This window comes from Lentzea guizhouensis (assembly GCF_001701025.1).
Lineage (GTDB): Bacteria > Actinomycetota > Actinomycetes > Mycobacteriales > Pseudonocardiaceae > Lentzea > Lentzea guizhouensis.
The window spans coordinates 1,769,339-1,790,397 of sequence record NZ_CP016793.1 but is presented as its reverse complement, the minus strand read 5'-3'; the positions used below and the strand labels follow the sequence as shown (position 1 = coordinate 1,790,397).

The window sequence follows — 21,059 nt, the reverse complement described above, 5'->3', positions numbered from 1 at the left end:
GGTGGTTGCGTCATCGCCGTAAATCCCCCAGATGGCGTCTATTGGAAACAGCGCCAGAGCTTATGGCGACTCCGCTATTGTCCGCAGCCGTGTCGAGAAACTGGGGCGTGGCGATCTTCGCCGCCATCGCGTTGACGACAGTGGTGCCCGTCGGCGCGTTCGCGCAGCCGCTGCCAGGGACCGTCAGCACCGAGGTGCGGATGCGGCTGGAGCGCGACGCCCGGCTGTCGGTCACCGAGACGGTTCGCGTGCCCGACGGCAAGACCGTCAAGCGGACCGTCCCCTTGCGACTCGCCGTCGGCAACGACCTCGAGCGCCAGTACCGCATCTCCGACGCCAAGGTCGAGGGGAAGGGCAGCGCGAACGTCAGCGGTGACGCCTTCGAGCTCACCCTCGACGGTGGCGAGGCCACGGTGACCTACGTCGTCGAGGGTGCGGTCGCGCCCGTCGGTGACGCGCTGGAGGTCCGCTGGCAGGTCGCCGGCGGCTGGGACACCGAGCTCGACAAGGTGTCCGCCACGTTCTCCGCACCCGACTCGCCCACGTCGGTCAACTGCCTCGCCGGGCCCGTCGGGTCGTCGCAGCCGTGCACCAGCGCCGACCTCGCGGACGGCAAGGGCGTGCGGGCGCAGGAGATCAAGCTCGGCGCCGGGGAACGCGTCGACGTCGCGGTCGGGCTGGCCGCCGGTGTCGTGCCCCCGAACGCCGTCGTGGTCGAGGCCTCCGGTCTCGCCGCCGCCTTCGCGCTCACCCCGGCCAGCGGCGCCGCGCTCGGCGGGCTGCTGCTCCTGCTGCTCGGCGGTGTCGTGCTGCTGTGGTTCCTGCGCGGCAGGGACGCGGCGGCGCTCGCCAGCGAGGTCGGCCCGGTCAGCGTGCTCGTGCGCGACCAGGACGACCGCGTCGCCTTCGCTTCACCCGATGGTGTGTTGCCCGGTCAGGTGGGCACGGTGGTCGACGAGCACGTGGACGTCGTCGACGTGACCGCCACGGTGATCGACCTCGCCGTGCGCAACTACCTGTGGATCGCGGAAACCGAGGGCCACGACTGGCAGATCATGCGCCGCAACCCGGCCGACGCCTCGCTGTCCGGCTACGAGAAGGCCGTCTACGAGGCGCTGCTGCCCGCCGGCGCGGACGCGGTGACCGTGTCCGAGCTGCGCGGCCGCGGCATCGACCTCGCCCGGGTCCGCGACCGCCTCTACGCCGACGTGGTGGAGAAGCGCTGGTTCGCCCGCCGCCCCGACGCCGAGCGCACCCTGTTCTGGTGGGTCGGGATCGTGCTCGCGGTGCTGGGCGTGGTGGCCACGGTCGTGCTCGCGCTGACCATCGGCAACGCCCTGTTCGGGCTGGCCGTCGCGGTCGGCGGCGTGGCGCTGGCGTTCGGCGCCCGCTCGATGCCCGCCCGCACCAAGCGCGGCAGCGCGCTGCTCGAACACGTCCGCGGCCTGCGCGGGTACCTGCACGGCGTGACGCCCGGCGACGTGCCGGAGGAGGACCGCGAGCTGGTGTTCTCCCGGTCGCTGCCGTACGCGGTGGTGCTCGGCGAGACCGAGCGCTGGCTCACGACGTTCGGCCAGCAGGACCTCTACTGGTACGGCGGCGCGACCGATTTCCGGCGCAGCTTCCCCGCGTTCCTCGGGGCGCTCGACGGCGTGCTCGCCCAGGCGGGCCACCTGCGATCGCTCCGGACGCCGAACCCGTAGGCTGGCGGGCATGGCCTCACCCGAACTGCACAGGTTCACGTTGCCCAACGGCCTGCGGGTGGTGCTCGCCCCCGACGCCAGCGCACCGGTCGTCGGCGTCAGCGTGCACTACGACGTCGGCTTCCGCTCAGAGCCCGAGGGGCGCACCGGTTTCGCGCACCTGTTCGAACATCTGATGTTCCAGGGCAGCGAGAGCTTGGAGAAGCTCGCGCACTTCCGGCATGTGCAGTCGTCGGGCGGCACGTTCAACGGGTCGACGCACCCGGACTACACGGACTACTACCAGCTGCTGCCCTCGGCGGCGCTGGAGCGCGCGTTGTTCCTCGAGGCGGACCGCATGCGGGCGCCGAAGCTCACCGAGGAGAACCTCCGCAACCAGATCGACGTGGTGAAGGAGGAGATCCGGCTCAACGTGCTGAACCGCCCGTACGGCGGGTTCCCCTGGATCCTGCTGCCGCCGGTGCTGTTCAAGACGTTCGCCAACGCGCACAACGGTTACGGCGACTTCGTCGACCTGGAGAGCGCGACGGTCGACGACTGCGCGGAGTTCTTCGACACCTACTACTCGCCGTCCAACGCGGTGCTGACGGTCGCGGGCGACCTCGACGTCGAGGCCACGAAGGCGTTGGTGGAGAAGCACTTCGGCGACGTGCCCGCGCGGCCGAAGCCGGAGCGCCCCTCGTTCGCCGAGCCCGCCCCGCAGGGTGAGGTCCGGCACGAGCACGGCGACGCGCTGGCCCCGCTGCCCGCGATCGCGATCGGCTACCGCGTGCCGGACCCGGTCACCGACATCGACGGCTACCTCGCCTACCTCGTGCTCGCCGGCGTGCTGACCGACGGCGACAGCTCGCGCCTGCAGCAGCGCCTGGTGCACCGCGAGGGCATCGTGATCGACCTCAACGCCGGCTGCGGCCTGTTCGGCCCGCTGGAAGCCCGCGACCCGGACACCTTCAGCATCACCGCGATCCACACGCCGGAGGTCGACGCCTCCCAGGTCGTCGCGGCGATCGACGAGGAGCTGCAGAAGCTCGCGCAGGAACCGCCCTCGGTCGAGGAGCTCGCGAAGGTCACCGCCCGCTGGGCCTCGACCATGCACAAGGAGCACGACCGGCTCACGAACCGCACGCTGGGCCTCGGCTCGGCGGAGCTGCTGTTCGGCCGCGCCGAGCTCATCTACGAACTGCCGGAGCGGATCGCCTCGGTGACCGTGGACGAGGTGTCGGCCGCCGCCAAGGCGCTGCGTCCCGACGCCCGCGCACTTCTTCTCGTCAAGCCCACCGGAGGAACGCAGTGACCGCCGCGAAGACCCACCGCTCCGCCGAGGAGATCGGGCGCACCGAGGCCGGTCCGCGCCCGCTGCCGGAGCTGGGCCACCAGGAGGCGGCCGCCGAGCTGTCCACTGTGGACACCACGCTGCCGAACGGGTTGCGCGTCATCGCCGTCCGCCGTGCCACCGTGCCGATGGTCGAGGTGCGGCTGCGCGTGCCGTTCGCGGACCCGGCGGAGCCCGGCAGCGGCTCGGCGCACGCGGCGCAGGCCGAGATCCTCGCCAACACCGTGCTGACCGGCACCGAGACCCGCAGCCGCGTGCAGATCGACACCGAGCTGGCGCTGGTCGGCGGCGAGCTCGACGCCGTGGTCGACCCGGAGCGGCTGAGCTTCACCGGCAACGCGCTGGCCACCGGCTTCGGCACGGTGCTGGACATGTTGCGCGACGTGCTGACGAACGCGTCCTACCCGGCCGAGGAGATCGAGCGCGAGCGCGGCCGCCTGGTCGAGCGCATCACGATCGCCCGCTCGCAGCCGAACGTCATCGCACGCGAGGCGTTGCAGCGCGTGCTCTACGGCGACCACCCGTACGCCAAGGAGATGCCGGAGGCCGACGAGGTCGCCGCCGTCACCCGCGACGAGGTGCTGGCGCTGCACCGCAAGGCGTTGCTGCCCAAGGGTTCGGTGCTGGTCGTCGTCGGCGACGTGGAGCCGTCCGACGCGGTCGCGCAGATCGGTGCGGCGATGGAGACGTGGACCGGCGACGGCGAGGCGTTCCAGCTGCCGCCGCTGCCCGCGGTCAAGGGTGGCGACGTGCAGCTGGTGCACCGCGCCGGTGCCGTGCAGTCGCAGATCCGGCTGGCCGCGCAGGCCATCCCGCGCACCGACGAGCGCTACCCGGCGCTGCAGCTCGCGAACCTGGTCTACGGCGGGTTCTTCTCCTCGCGCCTGGTCGAGAACATCCGCGAGGACAAGGGCTACACCTACAGCGCGCGGTCGCACCCCGAGTTCACGATCCACGGCGCCACGCTGCTGATCGACGCGGACACGGCCTCGGAGGTCACGGCGGCGGCGCTGCTGGAGACCCGCTACGAGCTGGCCCGCCTCGGCATGGTGCCGCCGTCGGAGTCCGAAGTGGACGTCGCACGCCGGTACGCGATCGGGTCGCTGCTCACGTCCACGTCGTCGCAGGGCGGTCTCGCGTCGTTCCTGGTGAACCTCGCCGGACTGGGCCTGAACATCGACTGGCTGGTCGCGCACCCGCGGCGGCTGGAGGCCGTCACGCCGGAGCAGGTCGCGGCGGCGGCGCTGGAGTTCTTCGCACCGGCCAACTTCACCGGTGTGCTGGTCGGCGACGCCGAGCAGCTGGCGCCGAAGCTCCGCGCCCTGGGCGGGGTCCAGGTCCCGTGAGCTTCGACCTGGTCGGTCTCCCCGCCCTCTCGCGGGCAGCGGTCGACCGCAACGAGCCGTTGCGCGGCGACGAGGAACGGATCGCCGCGCTCTGGCCGAAGGCACGCGTGATCGTGGTCGACACCGGGGGCCGCACCCTGGTGTCCGACCGCGGCACGAGAATCGTCGACCGCCCGGCCCCCGACTTCGGCGACGAGCCGCCGTCGGGCGCCGTGCTGCTCGGCGAACAGGACGGCGTGGCGCACTGGGCGGTCCAGGTGCCTGCCGAGGACGGCGACGCACCCGTGACGCCCCGGTCTTGGGCGGCACCCGAGCTGACCGACGAGCCGCAGTGGCTCGACCTGCGCCAGTCCGGCGCGACGCTGGACGACATGTGGGCGGGCCTCTTCACGACCGCGGTGGCGCTGTTCCAGTGGCACCGCCTCGGCAGGTTCTGCGCCAAGTGCGGCTCGCCGACGGTCGTGGAGAAGTCGGGCTGGCACACCAGGTGCACCGGCTGCGGCCGCGAGGAGTACCCGCGCACCGACGCCGCGGTGATCTGCCTGGTGCACGACGGCGCCGACCGGGTCCTGGTGGCGCGCGGCCCGCAGTGGCCGGAGGGCAGGTTCTCGGTCCTGGCCGGCTTCGTCGAGGCGGGCGAGTCGCTGGAGGCCTGCGTGGCCCGCGAGATCCTCGAAGAGGTCGGCGTGGCCGTGCGGGACATCCGCTACCTGGGCTCGCAGCCGTGGCCGTTCCCGCGCTCGCTGATGATCGGCTTCGAGGCCGTGGCCGACCCGCCGACCCGCTGCTGCTCGCCGACGGCGAGATCGCCGAGGCGAAGTGGGTGTCGCGGGCGGACGTGCGCAGGGCGATCGAGGAACCGGGCAGCGTGCCGGGACTCGGGCTGGCCGGTGGCGCGTCGATCGCGTTCCGGATGCTGCAGAGCTGGTCGCTACAGGACTGAGCGGTCGCGGTGCGCTGTCAGAGCAGTGCCGGCAGCACGTGCTCCTCGGTGACCAGCAGACCGGTCGTGGCCATGGTCCCGGCGAGGTCCGGGTCCCAGCTCGCGTTCTCCGGCCGGGTGTTGAGCGTGGGCAGCTCGACCCCGCGCGCGATCAACGTGGCCACGGCCTCGCGGTAGTCGGCGGCGGCCATGCGCCACGCGGTCCCGCCGGTGTGCTTGAGGATCTCGTTGGCGCGCACGATGCCGCCGGGCGTGAAGTCGTTGTGGCAGCGGACGGTCCGGCCCCTGAGGTGGTGCCTGGCCTGCGGGGTGAGGCCGTGCGGGAGGACCATCAACGGGCCCGCGACGCCGGACTCGAGCAGCCGCGGGCTGCGCACGACCGTGACCTCGTCGGCGTCGAACGTGTCGGGTCAGCACGGGGTTGCTGTAGGCGTCGGGCAGCACGCCGGCGCGTTCCCAGTCGGTGCCGGCGAGCTCCAGGGCCTTCCGCACGATCCGGTGCAGCGGACGGCCGTCGTCGAGGTCGTTGCCCGCCAACGCGAACCGGGTCGTCGGCCGGTCCGGGTCCAGCTTCGCGAGGATCTCCGCGGCCTGGTTCGCGAGCATCGGCAACGCGGGCTGCGGGATCTTGCCGTACCTGCGCACGTGCTCGACCCACTGCGCCGCCCACGGCCTGGCGAGCAGACCGTGTTCCCGCAGCGCGTACTTCAGCACGGCGTCCGCGGTCGAGGCCTCGGTCTCGGTGGCCAGGCCGATCGGCCTGCCGTGCACCGCTTCCAGCACCTCGGGCAACGTGCTGCCGTGCGCGCGGACGTGTTCGTCCAGGCGCGCCAACGAGATCTGCCGCCGCGCGGGGTGTGCGACCGGCTTGCGCAGGAGCTCGCCGAGCGCCTGAGCTGTCCGCTCGTCCTCGACGCGGATGCTGAACGCCGACCGGCCGCCGCCTTCGAGGGTCTCGCGGGCCAGGCGCCAGAGCTCGGCGAGTTCGGGCCTGTCGTACACGCTCACCCGGCCAACATATCCGGGTCGGGCCCGCCGGGGCCGGTCAGGGGTTGAGCAGCCCGGCGGCGTGGCCGTACCCGACCGGCGGGCCGGAGGCGGGCCGGTTCGGCGGCAGGTAGTAGTAGCCCAGGCCGTGCGCGGTGACGATCGCGTTCGCGCCGAGGTGGTGGTTGAGCTTCGCACGCAGCCCCGCCACGAGTACCGCCAGGGCCTTCTTCCTCGGCTCGGCCACCTCGGAGTCGCCCCAGACGTGCGCGACGATCACGCCGGTCGGGGTGGCGGTGCCCGCCGAGCGGACGAGGACCTCGATCAGCCGGAACTCGCGGTTCGAGAGGTGCGTCTGCTCACCGCCGAGGTGGACCTGGCGCAGTTCGAAGTCGACCCGCAGGGCGCCGTCGTCGTACACCTGCGGGCGGGCGGCGGTGCGGTGGCGCATGACGCGGCGCATGCGGGCGACGAGCTCGCCGAGGTCGTACGGCTTGACGAGGTAGTCGTCGGCGCCGGTCTCCAGGCCGAGCACCCGGCTGGCGGCCTCGCCCCGCGCGGTCGTGATGATCACCGGGAGGTCGCTCGTGGCGCGCAGTCTGCGCAGGACGGCGATGCCGTCCAGGTCGGGCAGGCCGAGGTCGAGCAGCACCACCGCGGGCCGGTGGGTCAGCGCTGCCTCCAGCCCGGCCCTGCCGGTGGTCGCGGACACGACCTCGTAGCCCTGGCGCCCCAGCGCGCCGCTGAGCGCGTCGAGCACCCGGCTGTCGTCCTCGATCAGCAGCACCTTCCCCTGACCGGCCGGCAGCGGCGGCACCGGCGCGGGCCCGGAGCTCTGCCGGTCGATGCGCCGCGTCTCCACCGCCGTGGCGGACGCGCCCTGGCCGACCAGGAACGCCAGTGCGAGCTCCTGGCACGCGGCACAGACCTTGAGCTCCCGTCCGTCGACCGCCAGCACGAAGACCGCGGCCCGCCCGCACCGGTGACCGGCGACCTCGATGTCGCACTGCCGCGACCGGCGCGCCTCGGTCCGCCTGGTCTCACGCAGGCGGACGCGGTGGGCGCGGGAACGGCACCGGTCCGAGCAGAACCGGCGCGGGCGTCCCGACTCGGTCGCCTCCGGCAGCGGCCCGCCACACTCCTCGCACGTCGGCACCGCGCTGTCCCCCTTTCCCCCTTCGTTGCAACGAAACCACTTTCGTGTCGGTCCCGCGACACCCTCGGACCAGGTCGCGCTTGGCTTCGACGTCCCCTTGCTGTTCCCTGGCAGGGGATGGTCCGGCCGCCGAGGCGACCGGACCGGGTGTCACGACCGCCCGTGCCTGCCAGCGTCGACGAGCGTGTCACCCACCACGAGGAGCGCCCTCGCCGTGATGGCGAGGGCGACCTCCCCCTTCACCGGCGCGACCACGCCCTCCACCAGCAGGAGGACGAGCCGCACCCCCTTCCAGATCCGCGGTGCCCGCGTGCGGAGCCACCGGGCGGTCCGGAGCAGCCTGGTGCGAACCCTGCTGCGGCGCGGCGTCACCCGAGCTCTTCGACGTGGGGGGACGACCACCACGACGACCTCCTCTCGACAGCGGGAGCGACCGCCGCGGTTGTCGCGACGGGCCCCGCTGGAGCAACCGTCACGGCGCTGCCGGAGTCCGCACAAGATCAGGAGAACAACACAACGGCCGGCCCGTGACGCCGCGGCTGACCGCGCCGCCCGGGACCGGAGTGTCGTTCCAGGGATGCCGTTCTAGGGGTCGATCCGGTCCAGCGCCGCGCCGTCCCACGTCGTCTGCGTGCACGCCACACCACGGCCGTTCTTAGGCCGCAGCACGTCGTAGATGTGCATGCGCGGGATCTTGTCCGACACGCCCCACCCGCTCGGCCAGGTGATCACCCAGTCCATGTCGAGGTCGACCAGCAGCCCCAGCATGCGCGCGATCGTCGGGTCGTCCAGCCGTTCGAACGCCTCGTCCAGCAGCACCAGCCGCAACGGGTCGAACTCGTCGCTCACCGCGTCGTAGAAGCTCGCCGCCGCCGCGAACAGCGTCACGTACGAGATCAGCCGGGTCTCGCCGTTCGCGCGGACCCCCGTCCGGACCTGTGTCGGCGACGGTGACCGTGAACTGGTGCCACGTCCGGTAGTCGAGCGCCCGCGACAGGATCTCCGCGTAGCCGCCGGAGTGGGAGTCGCGCTCGTTCTCGATCCGCTCGGTGAAGACCCGGCGCAGGGTCGCGTCCTGCTCCGGCGTGCGTTCGCCGAACGGCAGCCGGACGAGCGCAAGCGCTTGCCGCGTCTGGTCGTCGAGCGCGGCCGAGGACTTCCAGGCGAGCTTCACGTGCACGCCCTGGCTGGAGCGGGCCTGTGACAGCACCTCGTTCATCCGCTTGGTGAGGTCCTCGGCGACCGAGATCTGGCCGCGCAGCCACTCGGCCAGGTCGCGGATCAGGTAGTCGGCGAAGATGCCCTGATACTGCTCGTCGAGGAACCCGCGCTGCTCGGCGAGCTTCGTCGTCACCTGGCGGGCGGCGACGGCGACGGGCTTCGCGCCCTCCTCGCCGGTCACCGTCACGGTCAGCAGGCCCGCGTGCTGCTCGGCCGCGATGTCGTGGCTGCCCGCCAACGAGGTCTGCAACGCCTGCAGCTTGGCGATCACGGTCGCCTCGGTGCCACCGCGGCGGTCACCGCCGGCCGCGACCAGGGCGCGGGCGGCGGCCTCGTCGGTCTCGCCGTCGGCGTCCGGGAACGCGGCGGCGACCAGACCGGGCGCCCGCACGGTCGCGGTGAAGTTCGCGCTCGCCCGGTCTCGCGCCTCCAAAGCCTCGGCGACCTGCGTGGAGTTGGTCTCCAGCAACGCCTCCAGCTTCGCCGCCTGCTCGCGCGCGGTCGTGATGCTCTCCCGCACGCCCTTGAGGTCCGCGCGCATCTTCTTGCGCGACTTCTCCAGCGACGTCAGCTGCTCGCTGATCTCCTTGGCCTCACCGCCGACCGCCTCGGTCAGCTCGGCCAGCGTCCCGGCCTGCGCCGCGTGGTCGACACAGCGCGCGTCGGCGTCGGCCTCCGCGGTCTGTCGGTCCGCCGCGGCCTCGTGGTAGCGGTGCGAGGCGTCCGTGAGGTCGGAGATCGTGCCCTGGCACCGCCTGCGCACCGCGTCACCGAGCAGGTCGGCGGTCCGCTGGGCCTCCGCGGCCGCGCCTGGCCTGCCGCAGCGCCTCGGTGTCCGCCGGCAGCCCGGAGTCGCCCGCCTGCCTCGTCAGCTCCGTGCGCGCGGCCTCCAGCCGGGAGTTGGCGTTCTCCAGCGCTTCCCGCAGCTCGAACGTCCGCTGCCGCGCCCGTGCCGCCGACTCCTCCGCCGCCTGCACCCGGCTGTGCTTCGCGATCAGCTCGCCGTCGCCGGGGAACGCCGCGACGTGCGCCTCCCACGTCGCCACGTGCTCGTGCGCGCGGGCCAGGTCGTCCTCCGCGGTGCCGAGCCGCAGACGAAGCTCAGCGAGCTCCTCCTCCAGCGCGGCGATCCGGCGGCTGCGCGCGGCCTCGCGTGCGCCCGCACCGATGAACTCGGCCTCCGGCTTGGTCCAGCGGCCGGTCAGCACGCCCGCGCGCCAGTCACCGGTGGTCGTCATGTCGTCCAGCGACACCGACCGCAGCAGGTCCGCGACCAGCGACTCGGGCACCGGCGACCCCTCGACCGCCGGCACCAGGAACTCGGCCATCGACCGGCCTTCCACCGCCTCGCGCGGTACCGCCAGCACGTCGTTCAGGTCACCACCGCCGGGCGTCACCCAGGCGTCCAGCAGGCCGCTCGCCTGCAGTGCCGCCTCCAGGCCCGCGCGTTCGTCGTCGCGCAGCGCAGGGGAGAAGTCCACCAGCCGGTAGAACGGGGCGCCAGAAGCGGAATCCCGCTCGGCCGAGGTGTACTGGCCGGGCACGGGCACCCGCTCGTTGCCCGACCGCAGCCCGACGAGCTCCTCGTCCAACGTGTCCAGCCGGGTGCGCAGCTCGGCGCGCTGCTGGGTGAACGCGTGCGCCGCGTCGCGGGCCGCCTGCACCAGCGGGCCGGCCCACTCGCGGGCGGTCGTGCTCAACGCCTTGGCAGCGGCCGGATCGGCGGTCTGCGGCAACGTCAGCGCCGCCGAGGGGCGTTCGTCGAGCAGCGGGCCGCTCGTCGTCCACACCTCGACCTGCTCCAGCCAGGCCTGCACGACCTCGGCCAGCTCCTGCAGCTCCTGGTTGCGCAGCGCGGTCGACTCGGTCGCGCCGAGCTGGGCGTCACGGGCCTTCTGCCGCAACGACTCCACCTCGCGCTGCTGCGCGTCCAGCGCCAGCGCCTGCTCGTGCAACGCCATCGCGAGCGCACCCCGTTGGCGCGCCAGGGAAGCGATGCCGGAGGTCTGGTCGACCACCGACGCCAGCCCGGCCAGCACGTCCTCGGTGGCCGCGGCGGGCGGCACGCGGCGCTCGATGGGCAACGGCGAGGCCTCGGGGTCCGGCTTGGCGCGCACGGTGTCGTGGTGACGCCTGCCTGCGGCGGCACCTGCGGCACGGCCGGCGCCAGGTCGGGTCCATGCCGGCCAGGCGCAGGTGCTCGCGCAACGGGTCGCTCAACGCGTCGGCGGCGCTCAGGTCCTCGGCCAGCCGGCGCAGCAACCGCAGCACGTTGTCGACGGCCGCGTCCTCCTGCGCGCGCTGCCGGTGCGCGGTCTCCAGCGCGGCGACGGCGGACGAACGCTTCTCCGCCACCAGGTTCTCGCGCGTCTTGAGGTCCTGCAGGTCGCGGAACGCCGGCAGCTCCTTCAGCGCCGCGATGGTCTCCTCGGCCTGCTGCTCGCCGGTCTCCATGTCGGCGAGCGCCTGCTCGGACGACGCCCGCTCGACCCGCGTGACGTCCAGCTCCGCCACCAGCTTCGCCTGCTCGCGTTGCAGGCGCACCAACGACTTCTCGGCACCGTCCAGCCGTTCTGACGCCGATCGCAGGCCACCGAAGGCGTAGTCGGAGTAGGTCTTGAGGAACGTCGACAGCGCACTGTCCGCAGAGGACAGCCGAACGATGTTCTCCCGGATCGACTCCAGGTCGTCGAACGACGTCGCGAGCTGCTCGACCATCACCTGGTCCAGCGGCGGCAGCGCGTCGCTCAGGATCTGTTCGAGCTGGCCCTCCAGCACCTTCAGGCCGACGTCCGGGTTGCGCAGCGTCCGTTGCAGGTGCAGCAGGTCGCCGTACCGCGCGGCCGGTACGCCGTAGACGGCGTCGGCGATCTTCGCGCGGAACGCCGGCTCCTCGAACATGCAGTCCGCGCCGATGAGGTCACGCAGCTGCGCAGGTCCGTGCGGAACGCGTTCCGGGCCCGCGAGCTGCAGTTCCGTGCCGACGCGCAGGGGCGTGACGAACCGCCACGAGTCCGTGATCGCCTGCGAGGTCTTGGACGCCTTCACGCCCAGACCGCAGGTCAGGTACTCGTTGCCGGACCAGCCGCTTGAATTGGGCGCAGTCGCCTCGCGGACCAGCTCGACCCACGCGTAGCCGATCCGGTTGGGGCCGCCGTCGTAGTCGTCGAGCATCAGCCGCCGGATGCTGACCGTGTCGAAGCCCTTGGAGCCGAGCTGGCGCAGGTCGCCGTCCAGGCACAGCGGCAGCAGCAGCTCCAGCGTGCGGGACTTGCCGGATCCGTTGGTGCCCTGGAAGATCGCGCGGCCACCGGAGAAGTCGAACGTCTGCTCGGTGTACTGCCAGATGTTGACCACGCCGCCGCGGTGCAGCCGCCACCTGCTCATGACACGTTCTCCTCGTCGAACAGGGACCAGCTCGGCACCTCAGGCACCACAACGGGTTCCGGTTGTTCTCGCTCGGGGTCGCCGTCGGGTGACGGCAGCCAGCGGTGCGCGGCGGCGCTGATCGACCAGCCCTGCTCGCACGGAACCGCGAGTTCCATGCGTCGCAACAGCTCCGTCACCTCGGCGACCAGCCGGTCCAGGTCGTCGGTGAACTGCTTCGACCACGCCGCGGGGTAGTCCTCGACCAGCCGGGCGCAGACTTCGCGGAGCCGCTCGACCGTGACGACGTGCCGTGCGGGCGCGTCCTGCGCCGGGTCGTCGAGCAGGTCCGGCAACGCGAGCAACGCGATCCGCGCGGCCGTCGAGACACCGGGGAACGACAGGTCGGTCAGGTAGTCCTCGGGGTCGGCGGCCAGCACGCCCTCGACGCGGCACTCGGTGAACAGGCCGAAAGCCTGCTCCAGCAACGCCGTTTCCTTGCGCTGGTTGCGCCGCAGCCAGTCCGCCTGCTCGGGAGGGAGGTCCGCGTAGAGCACCAGCGGCGTCTCGACCAGCTTGCGCCGCACCGCGTGCTCGACACCGCGAGGGCCCGGCCGGGCGGCCAGCTCGACCAGCCGCTGCGGCGACTCGGCCTCGCCGACCGGGCCGGTCACCAGCTGCCCCAGCAGGTCCGTGTCGATCGTGATCAGCGCTTCCTGCAGGCTCATGTCCTGCGCGACCGAGCCCTCGGTCTCCTGCAGCACGCCGAGCGAGACGAGGTGGCGCAACGCCGCGGTCAGCGCCCGGCGCTCGGTCACGTCGTCCGGCGCGTCGATGCCCGCCTCTGCCGCGGCGGACCGGATGTCGGCGACGAGCCGGGACAGCAGCGTCTGCCGGCCGATGCCGGTCAGGACCGCGAGGGTCAGCGCCAGGTAGGCGTAACCGCGCGGGGACATGCTGAGCACGCCGCGGGTGTCGTCGTTGCCGGGACCGGACTTGTACAGCCGCGCGAACCGGCGTTCCACCACGAGCCGGTACCCGAGCAGGCCCGCGAACAGGTCCTGCAGCACCGCGCGGTGCCGGTAGACGAGGCTGAGCAGCTCGCCGTCCGGGCCGTCGGAGCGCAGCAACGGCCTGCGCAGCAACGTCCGCGCGCACCGCACCACGTTGGCGGCGTCGATCTCGGACAGGTTGTCGAAGTGGTTCATCGCTTCAGGGCCACCGTCGCGTCGTGCAGCGTCAGCGTCCCGGCGGCGGACTTGATCTGCGTGGTCGTGCCGTGGGCGATCTCGAGCTTGAGCCCGCGCACGGGGTCGCTGGCCGACCCGTTGTCCCGGGGTGAGTCGCGCTGGGCCATCGCCAGCGTCAGCAGCTCGCAGAACACCTCCAGCGCGCCGTGCGACAGCGTGGTGTCGTGCAGCTTCCCGGCCGCCTGCGAGAGCTCCGCGACGTGCCGAGCCCGGACCTCCTCGGCCTCCCGGGCCTCCGCCAGCAGCGACTGCTCGGTCATCGGGTCGTCCAGGATCCGCGACGGCCGCCCGCGCCCGCTGCGGTCGGCCCGCGACCGCACGCTGACCGTGACGTCGCAGACCGGGCCGTCCCGCCACGGCGTGCGCTCGTTGTCCGAGTCGTGCTCGGGCGCGGGGGAGAGGTGGCGGGAGGAGTACAGGCCGAAGGCGGAGGCGTAGATCTCGTGCGCCTCCTCGCGGGTGGCGTTGTCGAACCAGCTCGCGAGCTTGAGCAGCTCGGCACGCCGGCCGGGCAGCAGACCACCGCCAGAGGTCGCCCGCTTCACGCTCGCGAGCAGGCTGCCGATCGCGCGGGCGGTGGCCTCGCGCAGCGCCGTGACCTGGCTCGGGCGGCCGGGGCGGTCCACGAACCAGTCGGTGAGCTCCTGCCAGTCCTCCGGCGTGCGGCCGCGGGCGCGTTCGACGTTGGCGCCCAGGTCGGTGCCCAGCAGGCGGAGCAGCTCTGACCGGGCCTTGGTGAGCCCGGCCAGCGCCGTCGCGATCGGCGGCGTGTACTTCAGCACGTCCTCGACGACCCGCTGGATGTACTCGACCAGCAGGTTGCGGAAGCCGGCGATCTCCTCCGGGGCCAGGTGGTTCCGCGTCACGACCTGGCCGAGGTAGGCGTAGAAGTCGCGGACCGTGGCGGCGAGCTCGGCATGCTGCAGGAACAGCGTGGTGACGCGTTCGGCGAGCAGCTCCTTGGTCTTGTCACCCTCGTTGAGCAACGCCACCGACAGCGACCCGCCCAGCTCGTTGAGGCCGCGTTCGATCGCGGGCAGCAGCTCGCGGGACACCTCGCGGGCACCCTCGGGGACGCGCAGCAGCTCGTCGACGTCGCGCTGCACGCGGACGGCGAGCTTGGAGACCTGGTAGCGCACGCTGCCGTGCTGGAACTCGGCGATGCTGGCCGCGACGACCTCCCGGCGGCCCTGGACCAGGTTGCCCCACTCGACCAGCTGCTTGAGCCGGTTGATGACGTTCTCGATGCGCGACTCGCCCTGGTCGACGCGGCCCTCGCGCTCCTGCCCGGCGAGTGCTCCGGCAACCTCTCCGGCGCTCAGGTCGGCGAGCAACGTGGAGGTGAACAGCCGCATGATCGCCAGGTACGTGCGCTGGTGATCGCGCGCGTCCAGATAGGCGTACAGCTTCAACCTCTTGTGCTCCACGACCGGCCACCCTAATGCGCGCGCTCGTGCGATGCGGCGCTACCGTGCCTACGACGAGCTGGGGAGGATGCCGTGGGCGCGGGTCGCGCGTTGGGGTTGTTGCTGGGCGTGGCCGCGGACGCGGTGTTCGGTGATCCACGCCGATTTCACCCGGTAGCGGCATTCGGCACCGCCGCCTCGGCGGTCGAGAAGCGACTCCACGACGACTCCAAGGCCGCCGGCGTGGCCTACACGACCGTGCTGGTCGGCTCCGTCGTGGCCGGTGGTGTGGTGGTCGAACGCCTGGCCCGCCGGCACTGGCTCCTGCAGGCGCTGACCACCGGTCTCGCCACCTGGACCGTGCTCGGCGGCCGGTCGCTGGCCGAGGAGGGCACGGCGATGGGCCGTGAGCTGGACTCCGGCGACGTCGAGGGCGCACGGGCCCGTCTTCCGCACCTGTGCGGCCGTGACGCCGCGCGGCTGGACACCTTCGGCCTGGCGCGCGCGACCGTGGAGTCAGTGGCGGAGAACACCTCGGACGCCGTCGTGGGCCCGCTGGTGTGGGGTGCCGCGTTCGGCGTGCCCGGCCTGCTGGGCTACCGCGCCGCGAACACGCTGGACGCGATGGTCGGCCACAAGTCCGCGCGCTACCTGAACTTCGGCTGGGCGTCCGCTCGCCTGGACGACGTGCTCAACCTGCTGCCCTCCCGCCTGGCGGCGTTGCTGACCGTCGGCGGTGCCCCGGTCGTCGGCGGCTCGGCCCCGCAGGCCTGGGAGACCTGGCGCCGCGACGCCTCGGCCCACCCGTCGCCCAACGCGGGCCAGGTCGAGGCGGCCTTCGCGGGCGCGCTGGAGATCAGGCTCGGCGGCCGCACCGTCTACTCGCACGGCGTCGAGGAACGCCCGGTGCTCGGCCACGGCCGCAACCCCGACTCAGGTCACGTGACGCGTGCCGTGGAGCTCTCCCGCGTCGTCGGGCACGGCGCGACCCTCGTCAGCGCCTTCCTCGCCCTCTTCCGCAAGTAGCTCGGCGATCGTTTTCTTCTTCTTGGGCTTCGTCTCGCTCAGCACGCCACCCGGCCGTGCCTCGCGGATCGTGAAGTACAGCCACCCGCCGACCGCCATGACCCCGAACGCGATCCACTGCAGCGCGTAGCTGTAGAAGGGCCCGGACTCGATCCGCGGCAACGGCATGGTGTCGAGCGCACCGGCCTGGTCGTCGACCAGCTGGTAGTGACCGGGCTCGATGCCGGGCCCGACGGCGTCGTTGTTGATCGAGTAGATCTGCCGGTGCCCGTCCTGCTGGATGGCGGGCCGCGCGTCCGACTCGTTGTTGCGGGCGAGCCCGACGATCGTGACCTCGTTCGTCGGTGCCTTGGCGAACTCGGGCGGCTTGATGCCGTTGACCGGCCGCACGTACCCGCGGTTGACCAGCACCTTCGTGCCGCCGTCGGTCTGGAACGGCGTGATGACGAGGAACGCGGCCTCACCCTGCACGGTCCGCAGCCGCGCGAGCGCCTCCTGCTCGGGCAGGTAACGGCCCTTGAGCTCGACCTTCTGCCACTCGTCGTGCTGCGCGCCGAAGGGCACCGGGTCGCTGGCCAGCGACCTGGTGATGGCGTCGTTCTGCCCCACGCGCTCCTCGTTGCGGCCAAACTGCCACGGGGCCAGGAAGTAGACGCAGGCACCCGCGAACACCCAGACGGCGAGGGTCAGCGCCAGCCAGCCGGGCTTGAGGAGGAACTTGAACCGCACCTCTTCACGGTAGATGCGTGAGCTGGACCTCGTGGAACTGGGTCACGAACCCCTCACCGTCCGGGCTCCCGCACAGGACGCCGATCTTGGTCTCGACCTCCGGCGGGAAGTAGGCCTGGCGCAGCACCGTCGCCGGCTCGTCACCGTCGAGGCCGTAGCGCACCCAGACCGCGTCACCGCTGCGTTCGGCGGAGACGGTGAACCGCTGGAAGTCCCCGGCGCCCGCCAGGTTCCAGTCGGAGAACCCGCGGGTCACGACCGCGCTGGCCCGCAGGTGCCCGTCGAACAGCTCGACACCGGCCTTGATCCAGGTCTCGTCGTCGACCAGCAGGCCGATGCCCGCGTGGTCGTACTGCGCCGCGTACTCGGCGGAGAACGTCGCGGTGATGGTGAAGTCGCCGGCCAGCGTCGTGCCGTAGAGGTGGCCGCTGGTGCGCACGACCCCGTTGCCGGTGCGGCGCCAGAAGTCGGAGCCGGCGTCGGCGTGCACGGTCAGCGGGGCGGCCGACCACTTCGCCGGTTCGTTGAGCCATGTCCACGCGGTGAGGTCCATGCACCTCATCCTCGCAAAACAGCACGTGCCGCCGCCAAGGCTTCTGACCGGTACCCGCCACCGAACAGCACGGCGTGCACGAGCAGCGGGAACAACTGGTGCAGCTGCACGCGCGCACGCCACCCGTCGGCCAGCGGCGCGACCTCCTGGTACGCCCCCAGCACGTGGTCGAGGAACGGGCACCCGAACAACCGCAGCATCGCGAGGTCGCTCTCCCGGTGCCCGCCGTGCGCCGCCGGGTCGATCAGCCACACCTGCCCGTCGGCGCCCCACAGCACGTTCCCGCTCCACAGGTCCCCGTGCAGCCGCGCCGGCGGTTCGGCGGGCCCGGCCAGCTCGGTGATCCGCGCGTACAGCTCGCTGAGGTCCAGCCCCACCTTCGCCGCGTACGGCTCGATCCGCTGTGACGCGAACCACTCCGCCCACGACTCGGCGGGCTCGTTGATCATCGGGGCAAGACCGATCGTCGCCTCTCGCGGCCCGCCGGGTGGCGCGGCGCCGAACGCCGGCGCGCCCGCCAGGTGCAGCGCGGCCAACCGGCGTCCGAAGGTCACGGCCGCCTGAAGATCCGGCGGGCCGGCCGGGATCTCGTCGATCACCAGCTCGCCGCCGTCCGCCGAGTGCACGACGGGCACCGGGACCGCCCGGGACGCGCAACCACCGCAGGCCGGCCGCCTCCGCCGCCGTGGCCCGCGGGGACTGGACCTTGCGCCTCAGAGCCGCTCCCGCACCCACGCCAGCAGCCCCGGCATCGCCGCCTCCACCATCGCCAGCACCTCGTCGAACCCCTCCCGGTCGCCGTAGTACGGGTCCGGCACGTCCGTCCCGTCCGCGTCTGGGTCGAACGAACGGAGCAACCGGACGCGCTCGGGATCGACCATCCGGCGCAATGCGCGCGCGTGACCGGAGTCAAGTGCGACGAGAAGATCGGCGTCGAGGTGCTCCGGCCCGACCTGCGCGGCCACGTGGTCGGTGGGGTAGCCGTTGTCCGCCAACGACTTGAGCGCCCGCGGGTCGGCGGGGTCACCCACGTGCCAGCCGCCGGTGCCCGCGCTGGACACTTCGACGTGCGAGGACAATCCTTCGCGCGACACATGTTCACGGAACACGAGCGCTGCCACGGGGGACCGGCAGATGTTGCCGGTGCAGACAAAGGCGACCTTCACCGCCACACGGTAACGCTCAACCCTTGTCGCAAGATGTACGGACAAACGACATGGAGGCCGCCCATGCAAACCGGTACTGACGTGCCCCCGCAACGGGAGATCATCGGGTGCACCGACGCCCTCGGGCGCCGTCGTGCGTTCGAGGTGTACCTCAACGAGAAGGGGCGTGTGTGCTTCCGCACCCCGCCCGGCGAGTCCGCGCAGCTCGACGCGTTCCAGCTGGACGAGCTGATCAGCCACCTCACCGAGCTCCGCCGCTACATGCAGTGACGCGCGCGCCTGGGCTGGTCGCTTAGTATTTGCCGCGATGACCAGCCCAGACCTGCGCCACCACGGTGACGTCGACGCCGCAGCGGGCCTCGCCGACTTCGCCGTCAACGTGCGGGTGCCGCACCCGCCCGATTGGCTGCGCGACCGGCTGGCCGCTGCGCTCGACGACCTCGGCCGCTACCCGTCCGCCGCGGCGGAACACCGTGCCCGTGAGGCGGTCGCACGCCGTCACGGGCGCTCGCCCGACGAGGTGCTGCTGCTCAACGGGGCCGCCGAGGGCTTCGCGCTGCTGCCGAAGCTGCGGCCGCGTCGCGTCGCGATCGTCCACCCCGGTTTCACCGAGCCGGAGGTGGCGTTCCGCGACGCCGGGGTTCCGGTGGAGCACGTGACGCTGACCGGTGACTTCACGTTGCCCGAGGTCACCGCCGACGTCGACCTGACCGTGATCGGCAACCCCACGAACCCCACGTCGGTGCTGCACTCCGCGGCGCGCATCAAGCAGCTGCCCGGTCGTCTCGTGGTCGACGAGGCGTTCATGGACGCCGTCCCCGGCGAGCCGGAGTCGCTCGCGCACGACCCCGATGTGCTGGTGCTGCGCAGCCTCACCAAGACCTGGGGCCTGGCCGGGCTGCGCGCCGGTTACCTCCTCGCCGACCCGGACACGGTCGCGCGCCTCGCGTTCGGCCGGCCGCACTGGCCCGTGGGCAGCCTCACCCTCGAAGCGATCACGGCGTGCTGCTCGCCGGCCGCGCTCGACGAGACCGAACGGCTGGCCCGCGAGGCCGCCGAGCACGCCGCGTACGCCGTGGAGCAGCTCGGCGAGCTCGTCGTGGTGCCGCCGAAGGCACCGTTCCTGCTGGCCAAGGTGCCTGCCGGCGTGCGGCTGGCGTTGCGCGACAAGGGGATCGCGGTGCGCCGCTGCGACACGTTCCCCGGCCTCGACGACACCTGCGTGCGCGTGGCGATCCGGCCGCCGCGGGAGTTCGCGCTGTTCGTGGACGCGCTGCGGGTAGTGATGGAGGAACTGGCGTGAAGCTCGCCGACGTGATCGCGGTCCTGGAGTCCGCGTATCCGCCGAAGACCGCCGAGAGCTGGGACGCGGTGGGCCTGGTCTGCGGTGACCCGGCCGAGGACGTCACCGGGGTGCTCGTCTGCGTCGACCCGACCCAGTCCACTGTGGACGAGGCCGTCGAGGTCGGTGCCCAGCTGCTCGTCGCCCACCACCCGCTGCTCCTGCGGGGCGTCAACGGGATTCCCGCCGACGACCCCAAGGGCGCGTTGGTGCACAAGCTGATCCGCAGCGGCACCGCGTTGTACTGCGCGCACACCAACGCCGACAGCGCGCTCAACGGCGTGTCGGACGCGCTCGCCCACGCGATCGGGCTGGAGGTCACCGGCCCGCTCGAGCCGGCGGACGACCCCGGCACCGGTCTGGGCCGCATCGGTGAGCTGCCGGAAGCCGAGCCGATGCGCGTGTTCGCCCAGCGCGTGGCCGACGCGTTGCCCGCGACCGTCCAGGGCGTGCGCGCCACCGGCGACCCGGAACGCCTGGTCAAGCGGGTCGCGGTGTGCGGAGGTGCCGGCGACAGCTTCCTCGGTGCCGTTGCTCGCGCCGGCGTCGACGCGTACGTGACCGCCGACCTGCGCCACCACCCCGCCTCGGAACACGTCGAGGCAGGCGGCCCCGCGCTCGTGGACGTGGCGCACTGGGCCAGCGAGTGGCCGTGGTGCGAGCAGGCGGCGGAAATCCTGCGGCAGGCCTTCGGCGGTAGGGTCGAGGTACTCGTCTCCACCCGCCGGACCGATCCGTGGACCGTCGGTGCGACGAGCTCAGCAGCAGGAGGACATGCGTGAAAGCCGATCCCGCAGTGCAGCGCAGGCTGCTCGACCTGGCCGAGGTCGACGCCGAACTGGCGCGTGTCACCCACCGGCGCCGCACGCTGCCGGAGATCGCGGAGATCGCCGAGGTCGAGCAGCTGGTGCGCACCAAGCAGGACGCATTGGTGGCCGTCGAGACGACGCTCGGCGACCTCGACCGCGACGTGAAGCGCCAGGAGACCGAGATCGACCAGGTCCGCGCCCGCACCGACCGCGACCGCAAGCTGATGCAGTCCGGCTCCGTCGGCGCCAAGCAGCTCACCGACCTCGAACACGAGCTCGCCACCCTCCAGCGCCGCCAGGGCGTCCTCGAAGACGACCTCCTGGAGCTGATGGAACGCCGCGAGGCAGTGGAGTCCGACGCCTCCTTCGCCCGCGTGGAGCTCGACAAGGCCCGCCAAACCCTCGAAGACGCCTCCCGCCGTCGCGACGCCGCCCTGGCCGACCTGGAGGCGACCGAGACCAGGCGCACCGCCGACCGCACGATCATGGCCAAGGGCTTCCCCGACGACCTGCTGAAGCTCTACGACCGCCAGCGCGCACAGCGAGGCGTGGGCGCGACGGTCTTCCAGTCGCGCAGCTGCGGCGCGTGCCGCATCGAGCTCGACCGCAGCGCGCTGTCCAAGGTGAAGGAAGCCCCTGCGGACGAGGTGGTGCAGTGCGAGGAGTGCGGAGCGATCCTGGTGCGCATCGCCCAACCGGCAGGCGCCTGACCGCTTCTGACCG

General features: G+C 72.4%; 18 protein-coding genes and 4 pseudogenes. 9 read left to right on the top strand and 13 right to left on the bottom strand.

Going from position 1 to position 21,059, the window contains the following annotated elements; all coding sequences use genetic code 11:
- Positions 1-89: 89 nt before the first annotated feature.
- The 4 genes and pseudogenes from BBK82_RS08970 to nudC all read left to right on the top strand — a co-directional run bounded on the left by BBK82_RS08970 (position 90) and on the right by nudC (position 5,325).
- Positions 90-1,703 carry a DUF2207 domain-containing protein gene (locus BBK82_RS08970; protein ID WP_154697198.1) on the top strand — a complete coding sequence of 538 codons (1,614 nt, stop codon included), beginning with the start codon at positions 90-92 and terminating at the stop codon, positions 1,701-1,703.
- A gap of 10 nt (positions 1,704-1,713) precedes the next feature.
- Positions 1,714-2,997, top strand: a complete 1,284-nt coding sequence (locus BBK82_RS08965) for a M16 family metallopeptidase (protein ID WP_065914581.1) — start codon at positions 1,714-1,716, stop codon at positions 2,995-2,997.
- A complete protein-coding gene (locus BBK82_RS08960; protein ID WP_065914580.1) occupies positions 2,994-4,382 on the top strand; it encodes a M16 family metallopeptidase in 1,389 nt (462 codons plus the stop codon). The genes BBK82_RS08965 and BBK82_RS08960 overlap by 4 nt, the downstream gene beginning before the upstream one ends.
- A pseudogene (gene nudC, locus BBK82_RS08955) lies at positions 4,379-5,325 on the top strand (NAD(+) diphosphatase). Before BBK82_RS08960 ends, nudC begins: the two are co-directional and overlap by 4 nt.
- Before the next feature lie 17 nt (positions 5,326-5,342).
- Here the strand turns inward: nudC and BBK82_RS08950 are convergent.
- The 9 genes and pseudogenes from BBK82_RS08950 to BBK82_RS08920 form a co-directional block, all read right to left on the bottom strand.
- The gene (locus BBK82_RS08950; protein WP_065914579.1) at positions 5,343-5,702 is read right to left on the bottom strand and encodes a DUF2399 domain-containing protein; all 360 of its coding nucleotides are present in this window, start codon (positions 5,700-5,702) and stop codon (positions 5,343-5,345) included.
- 82 nt (positions 5,703-5,784) lie between these two features.
- Positions 5,785-6,327, bottom strand: a pseudogene (locus BBK82_RS56680) (TIGR02679 domain-containing protein); the annotation flags it as partial.
- 43 nt (positions 6,328-6,370) lie between these two features.
- A complete protein-coding gene (locus tag BBK82_RS08940; protein WP_237048100.1) occupies positions 6,371-7,468 on the bottom strand; it encodes a response regulator in 1,098 nt (365 codons plus the stop codon).
- A gap of 150 nt (positions 7,469-7,618) precedes the next feature.
- Positions 7,619-7,873: a hypothetical protein gene (locus BBK82_RS08935; protein ID WP_154697197.1), complete on the bottom strand. Its 255-nt coding sequence runs from the start codon at positions 7,871-7,873 to the stop codon at positions 7,619-7,621.
- A gap of 405 nt (positions 7,874-8,278) precedes the next feature.
- Positions 8,279-8,356 (bottom strand): annotated as a pseudogene (locus tag BBK82_RS53875) (hypothetical protein); the annotation flags it as partial.
- A gap of 1,100 nt (positions 8,357-9,456) precedes the next feature.
- Complete coding sequence (locus BBK82_RS53870; protein WP_237048099.1) at positions 9,457-10,650, bottom strand: hypothetical protein; 1,194 nt, start codon at positions 10,648-10,650, stop codon at positions 9,457-9,459.
- Entirely contained in the window at positions 10,574-12,076 is a 1,503-nt protein-coding gene (locus tag BBK82_RS53865) for a hypothetical protein (protein WP_237048098.1), read from the bottom strand. Before BBK82_RS53865 ends, BBK82_RS53870 begins: the two co-directional genes overlap by 77 nt.
- Positions 12,073-13,263 carry a TIGR02678 family protein gene (locus BBK82_RS08925; RefSeq protein WP_065914576.1) on the bottom strand — a complete coding sequence of 397 codons (1,191 nt, stop codon included), beginning with the start codon at positions 13,261-13,263 and terminating at the stop codon, positions 12,073-12,075. The genes BBK82_RS53865 and BBK82_RS08925 overlap by 4 nt, the downstream gene beginning before the upstream one ends.
- Positions 13,260-14,732 (bottom strand): DUF2397 domain-containing protein, encoded by a 1,473-nt coding sequence (locus tag BBK82_RS08920; protein ID WP_065914575.1) that lies wholly within the window; start codon positions 14,730-14,732, stop codon positions 13,260-13,262. Before BBK82_RS08920 ends, BBK82_RS08925 begins: the two co-directional genes overlap by 4 nt.
- Positions 14,733-14,804: 72 nt before the next feature.
- Here BBK82_RS08920 and BBK82_RS47360 point away from each other — a divergent pair, with 72 nt between their 5' ends.
- Positions 14,805-15,737, top strand: a complete 933-nt coding sequence (locus tag BBK82_RS47360; RefSeq protein ID WP_071812557.1) for a cobalamin biosynthesis protein — start codon at positions 14,805-14,807, stop codon at positions 15,735-15,737.
- On the opposite strand, the gene BBK82_RS08905 is transcribed toward BBK82_RS47360, so the two are convergent.
- From BBK82_RS08905 to BBK82_RS08890, 4 genes and pseudogenes are all read right to left on the bottom strand, one after another.
- On the bottom strand, positions 15,645-16,466 hold the full coding sequence (locus tag BBK82_RS08905) for an SURF1 family cytochrome oxidase biogenesis protein (RefSeq protein ID WP_065914572.1): 822 nt from the start codon (positions 16,464-16,466) through the stop codon (positions 15,645-15,647). The two genes, BBK82_RS47360 and BBK82_RS08905, sit on opposite strands and share 93 nt — an antisense overlap.
- A 4-nt stretch (positions 16,467-16,470) precedes the next feature.
- Positions 16,471-17,019 carry a DUF1349 domain-containing protein gene (locus BBK82_RS08900; protein WP_237048097.1) on the bottom strand — a complete coding sequence of 183 codons (549 nt, stop codon included), beginning with the start codon at positions 17,017-17,019 and terminating at the stop codon, positions 16,471-16,473.
- 5 nt (positions 17,020-17,024) lie between these two features.
- Positions 17,025-17,754, bottom strand: a pseudogene (locus BBK82_RS08895) (fructosamine kinase family protein).
- Positions 17,733-18,185 (bottom strand): low molecular weight protein-tyrosine-phosphatase, encoded by a 453-nt coding sequence (locus BBK82_RS08890; protein WP_065920921.1) that lies wholly within the window; start codon positions 18,183-18,185, stop codon positions 17,733-17,735. Before BBK82_RS08890 ends, BBK82_RS08895 begins: the two are co-directional and overlap by 22 nt.
- A gap of 63 nt (positions 18,186-18,248) precedes the next feature.
- Here BBK82_RS08890 and BBK82_RS08885 point away from each other — a divergent pair, with 63 nt between their 5' ends.
- Genes BBK82_RS08885 through BBK82_RS08870 form a run of 4 tightly spaced genes read left to right on the top strand, consistent with a single transcriptional unit; the run spans position 18,249 to position 21,046 of the window.
- A complete protein-coding gene (locus tag BBK82_RS08885; RefSeq protein ID WP_030472678.1) occupies positions 18,249-18,455 on the top strand; it encodes a hypothetical protein in 207 nt (68 codons plus the stop codon).
- A 37-nt stretch (positions 18,456-18,492) separates the two neighbouring features.
- Positions 18,493-19,488: an Rv2231c family pyridoxal phosphate-dependent protein CobC gene (gene cobC, locus BBK82_RS08880; protein ID WP_065914568.1), complete on the top strand. Its 996-nt coding sequence runs from the start codon at positions 18,493-18,495 to the stop codon at positions 19,486-19,488.
- Complete coding sequence (locus BBK82_RS08875) at positions 19,485-20,309, top strand: Nif3-like dinuclear metal center hexameric protein (protein WP_065914567.1); 825 nt, start codon at positions 19,485-19,487, stop codon at positions 20,307-20,309. The genes cobC and BBK82_RS08875 overlap by 4 nt, the downstream gene beginning before the upstream one ends.
- Positions 20,306-21,046 carry a zinc ribbon domain-containing protein gene (locus BBK82_RS08870; protein ID WP_065914566.1) on the top strand — a complete coding sequence of 247 codons (741 nt, stop codon included), beginning with the start codon at positions 20,306-20,308 and terminating at the stop codon, positions 21,044-21,046. The genes BBK82_RS08875 and BBK82_RS08870 overlap by 4 nt, the downstream gene beginning before the upstream one ends.
- The last annotated feature ends 13 nt before the right edge of the window (positions 21,047-21,059 follow it).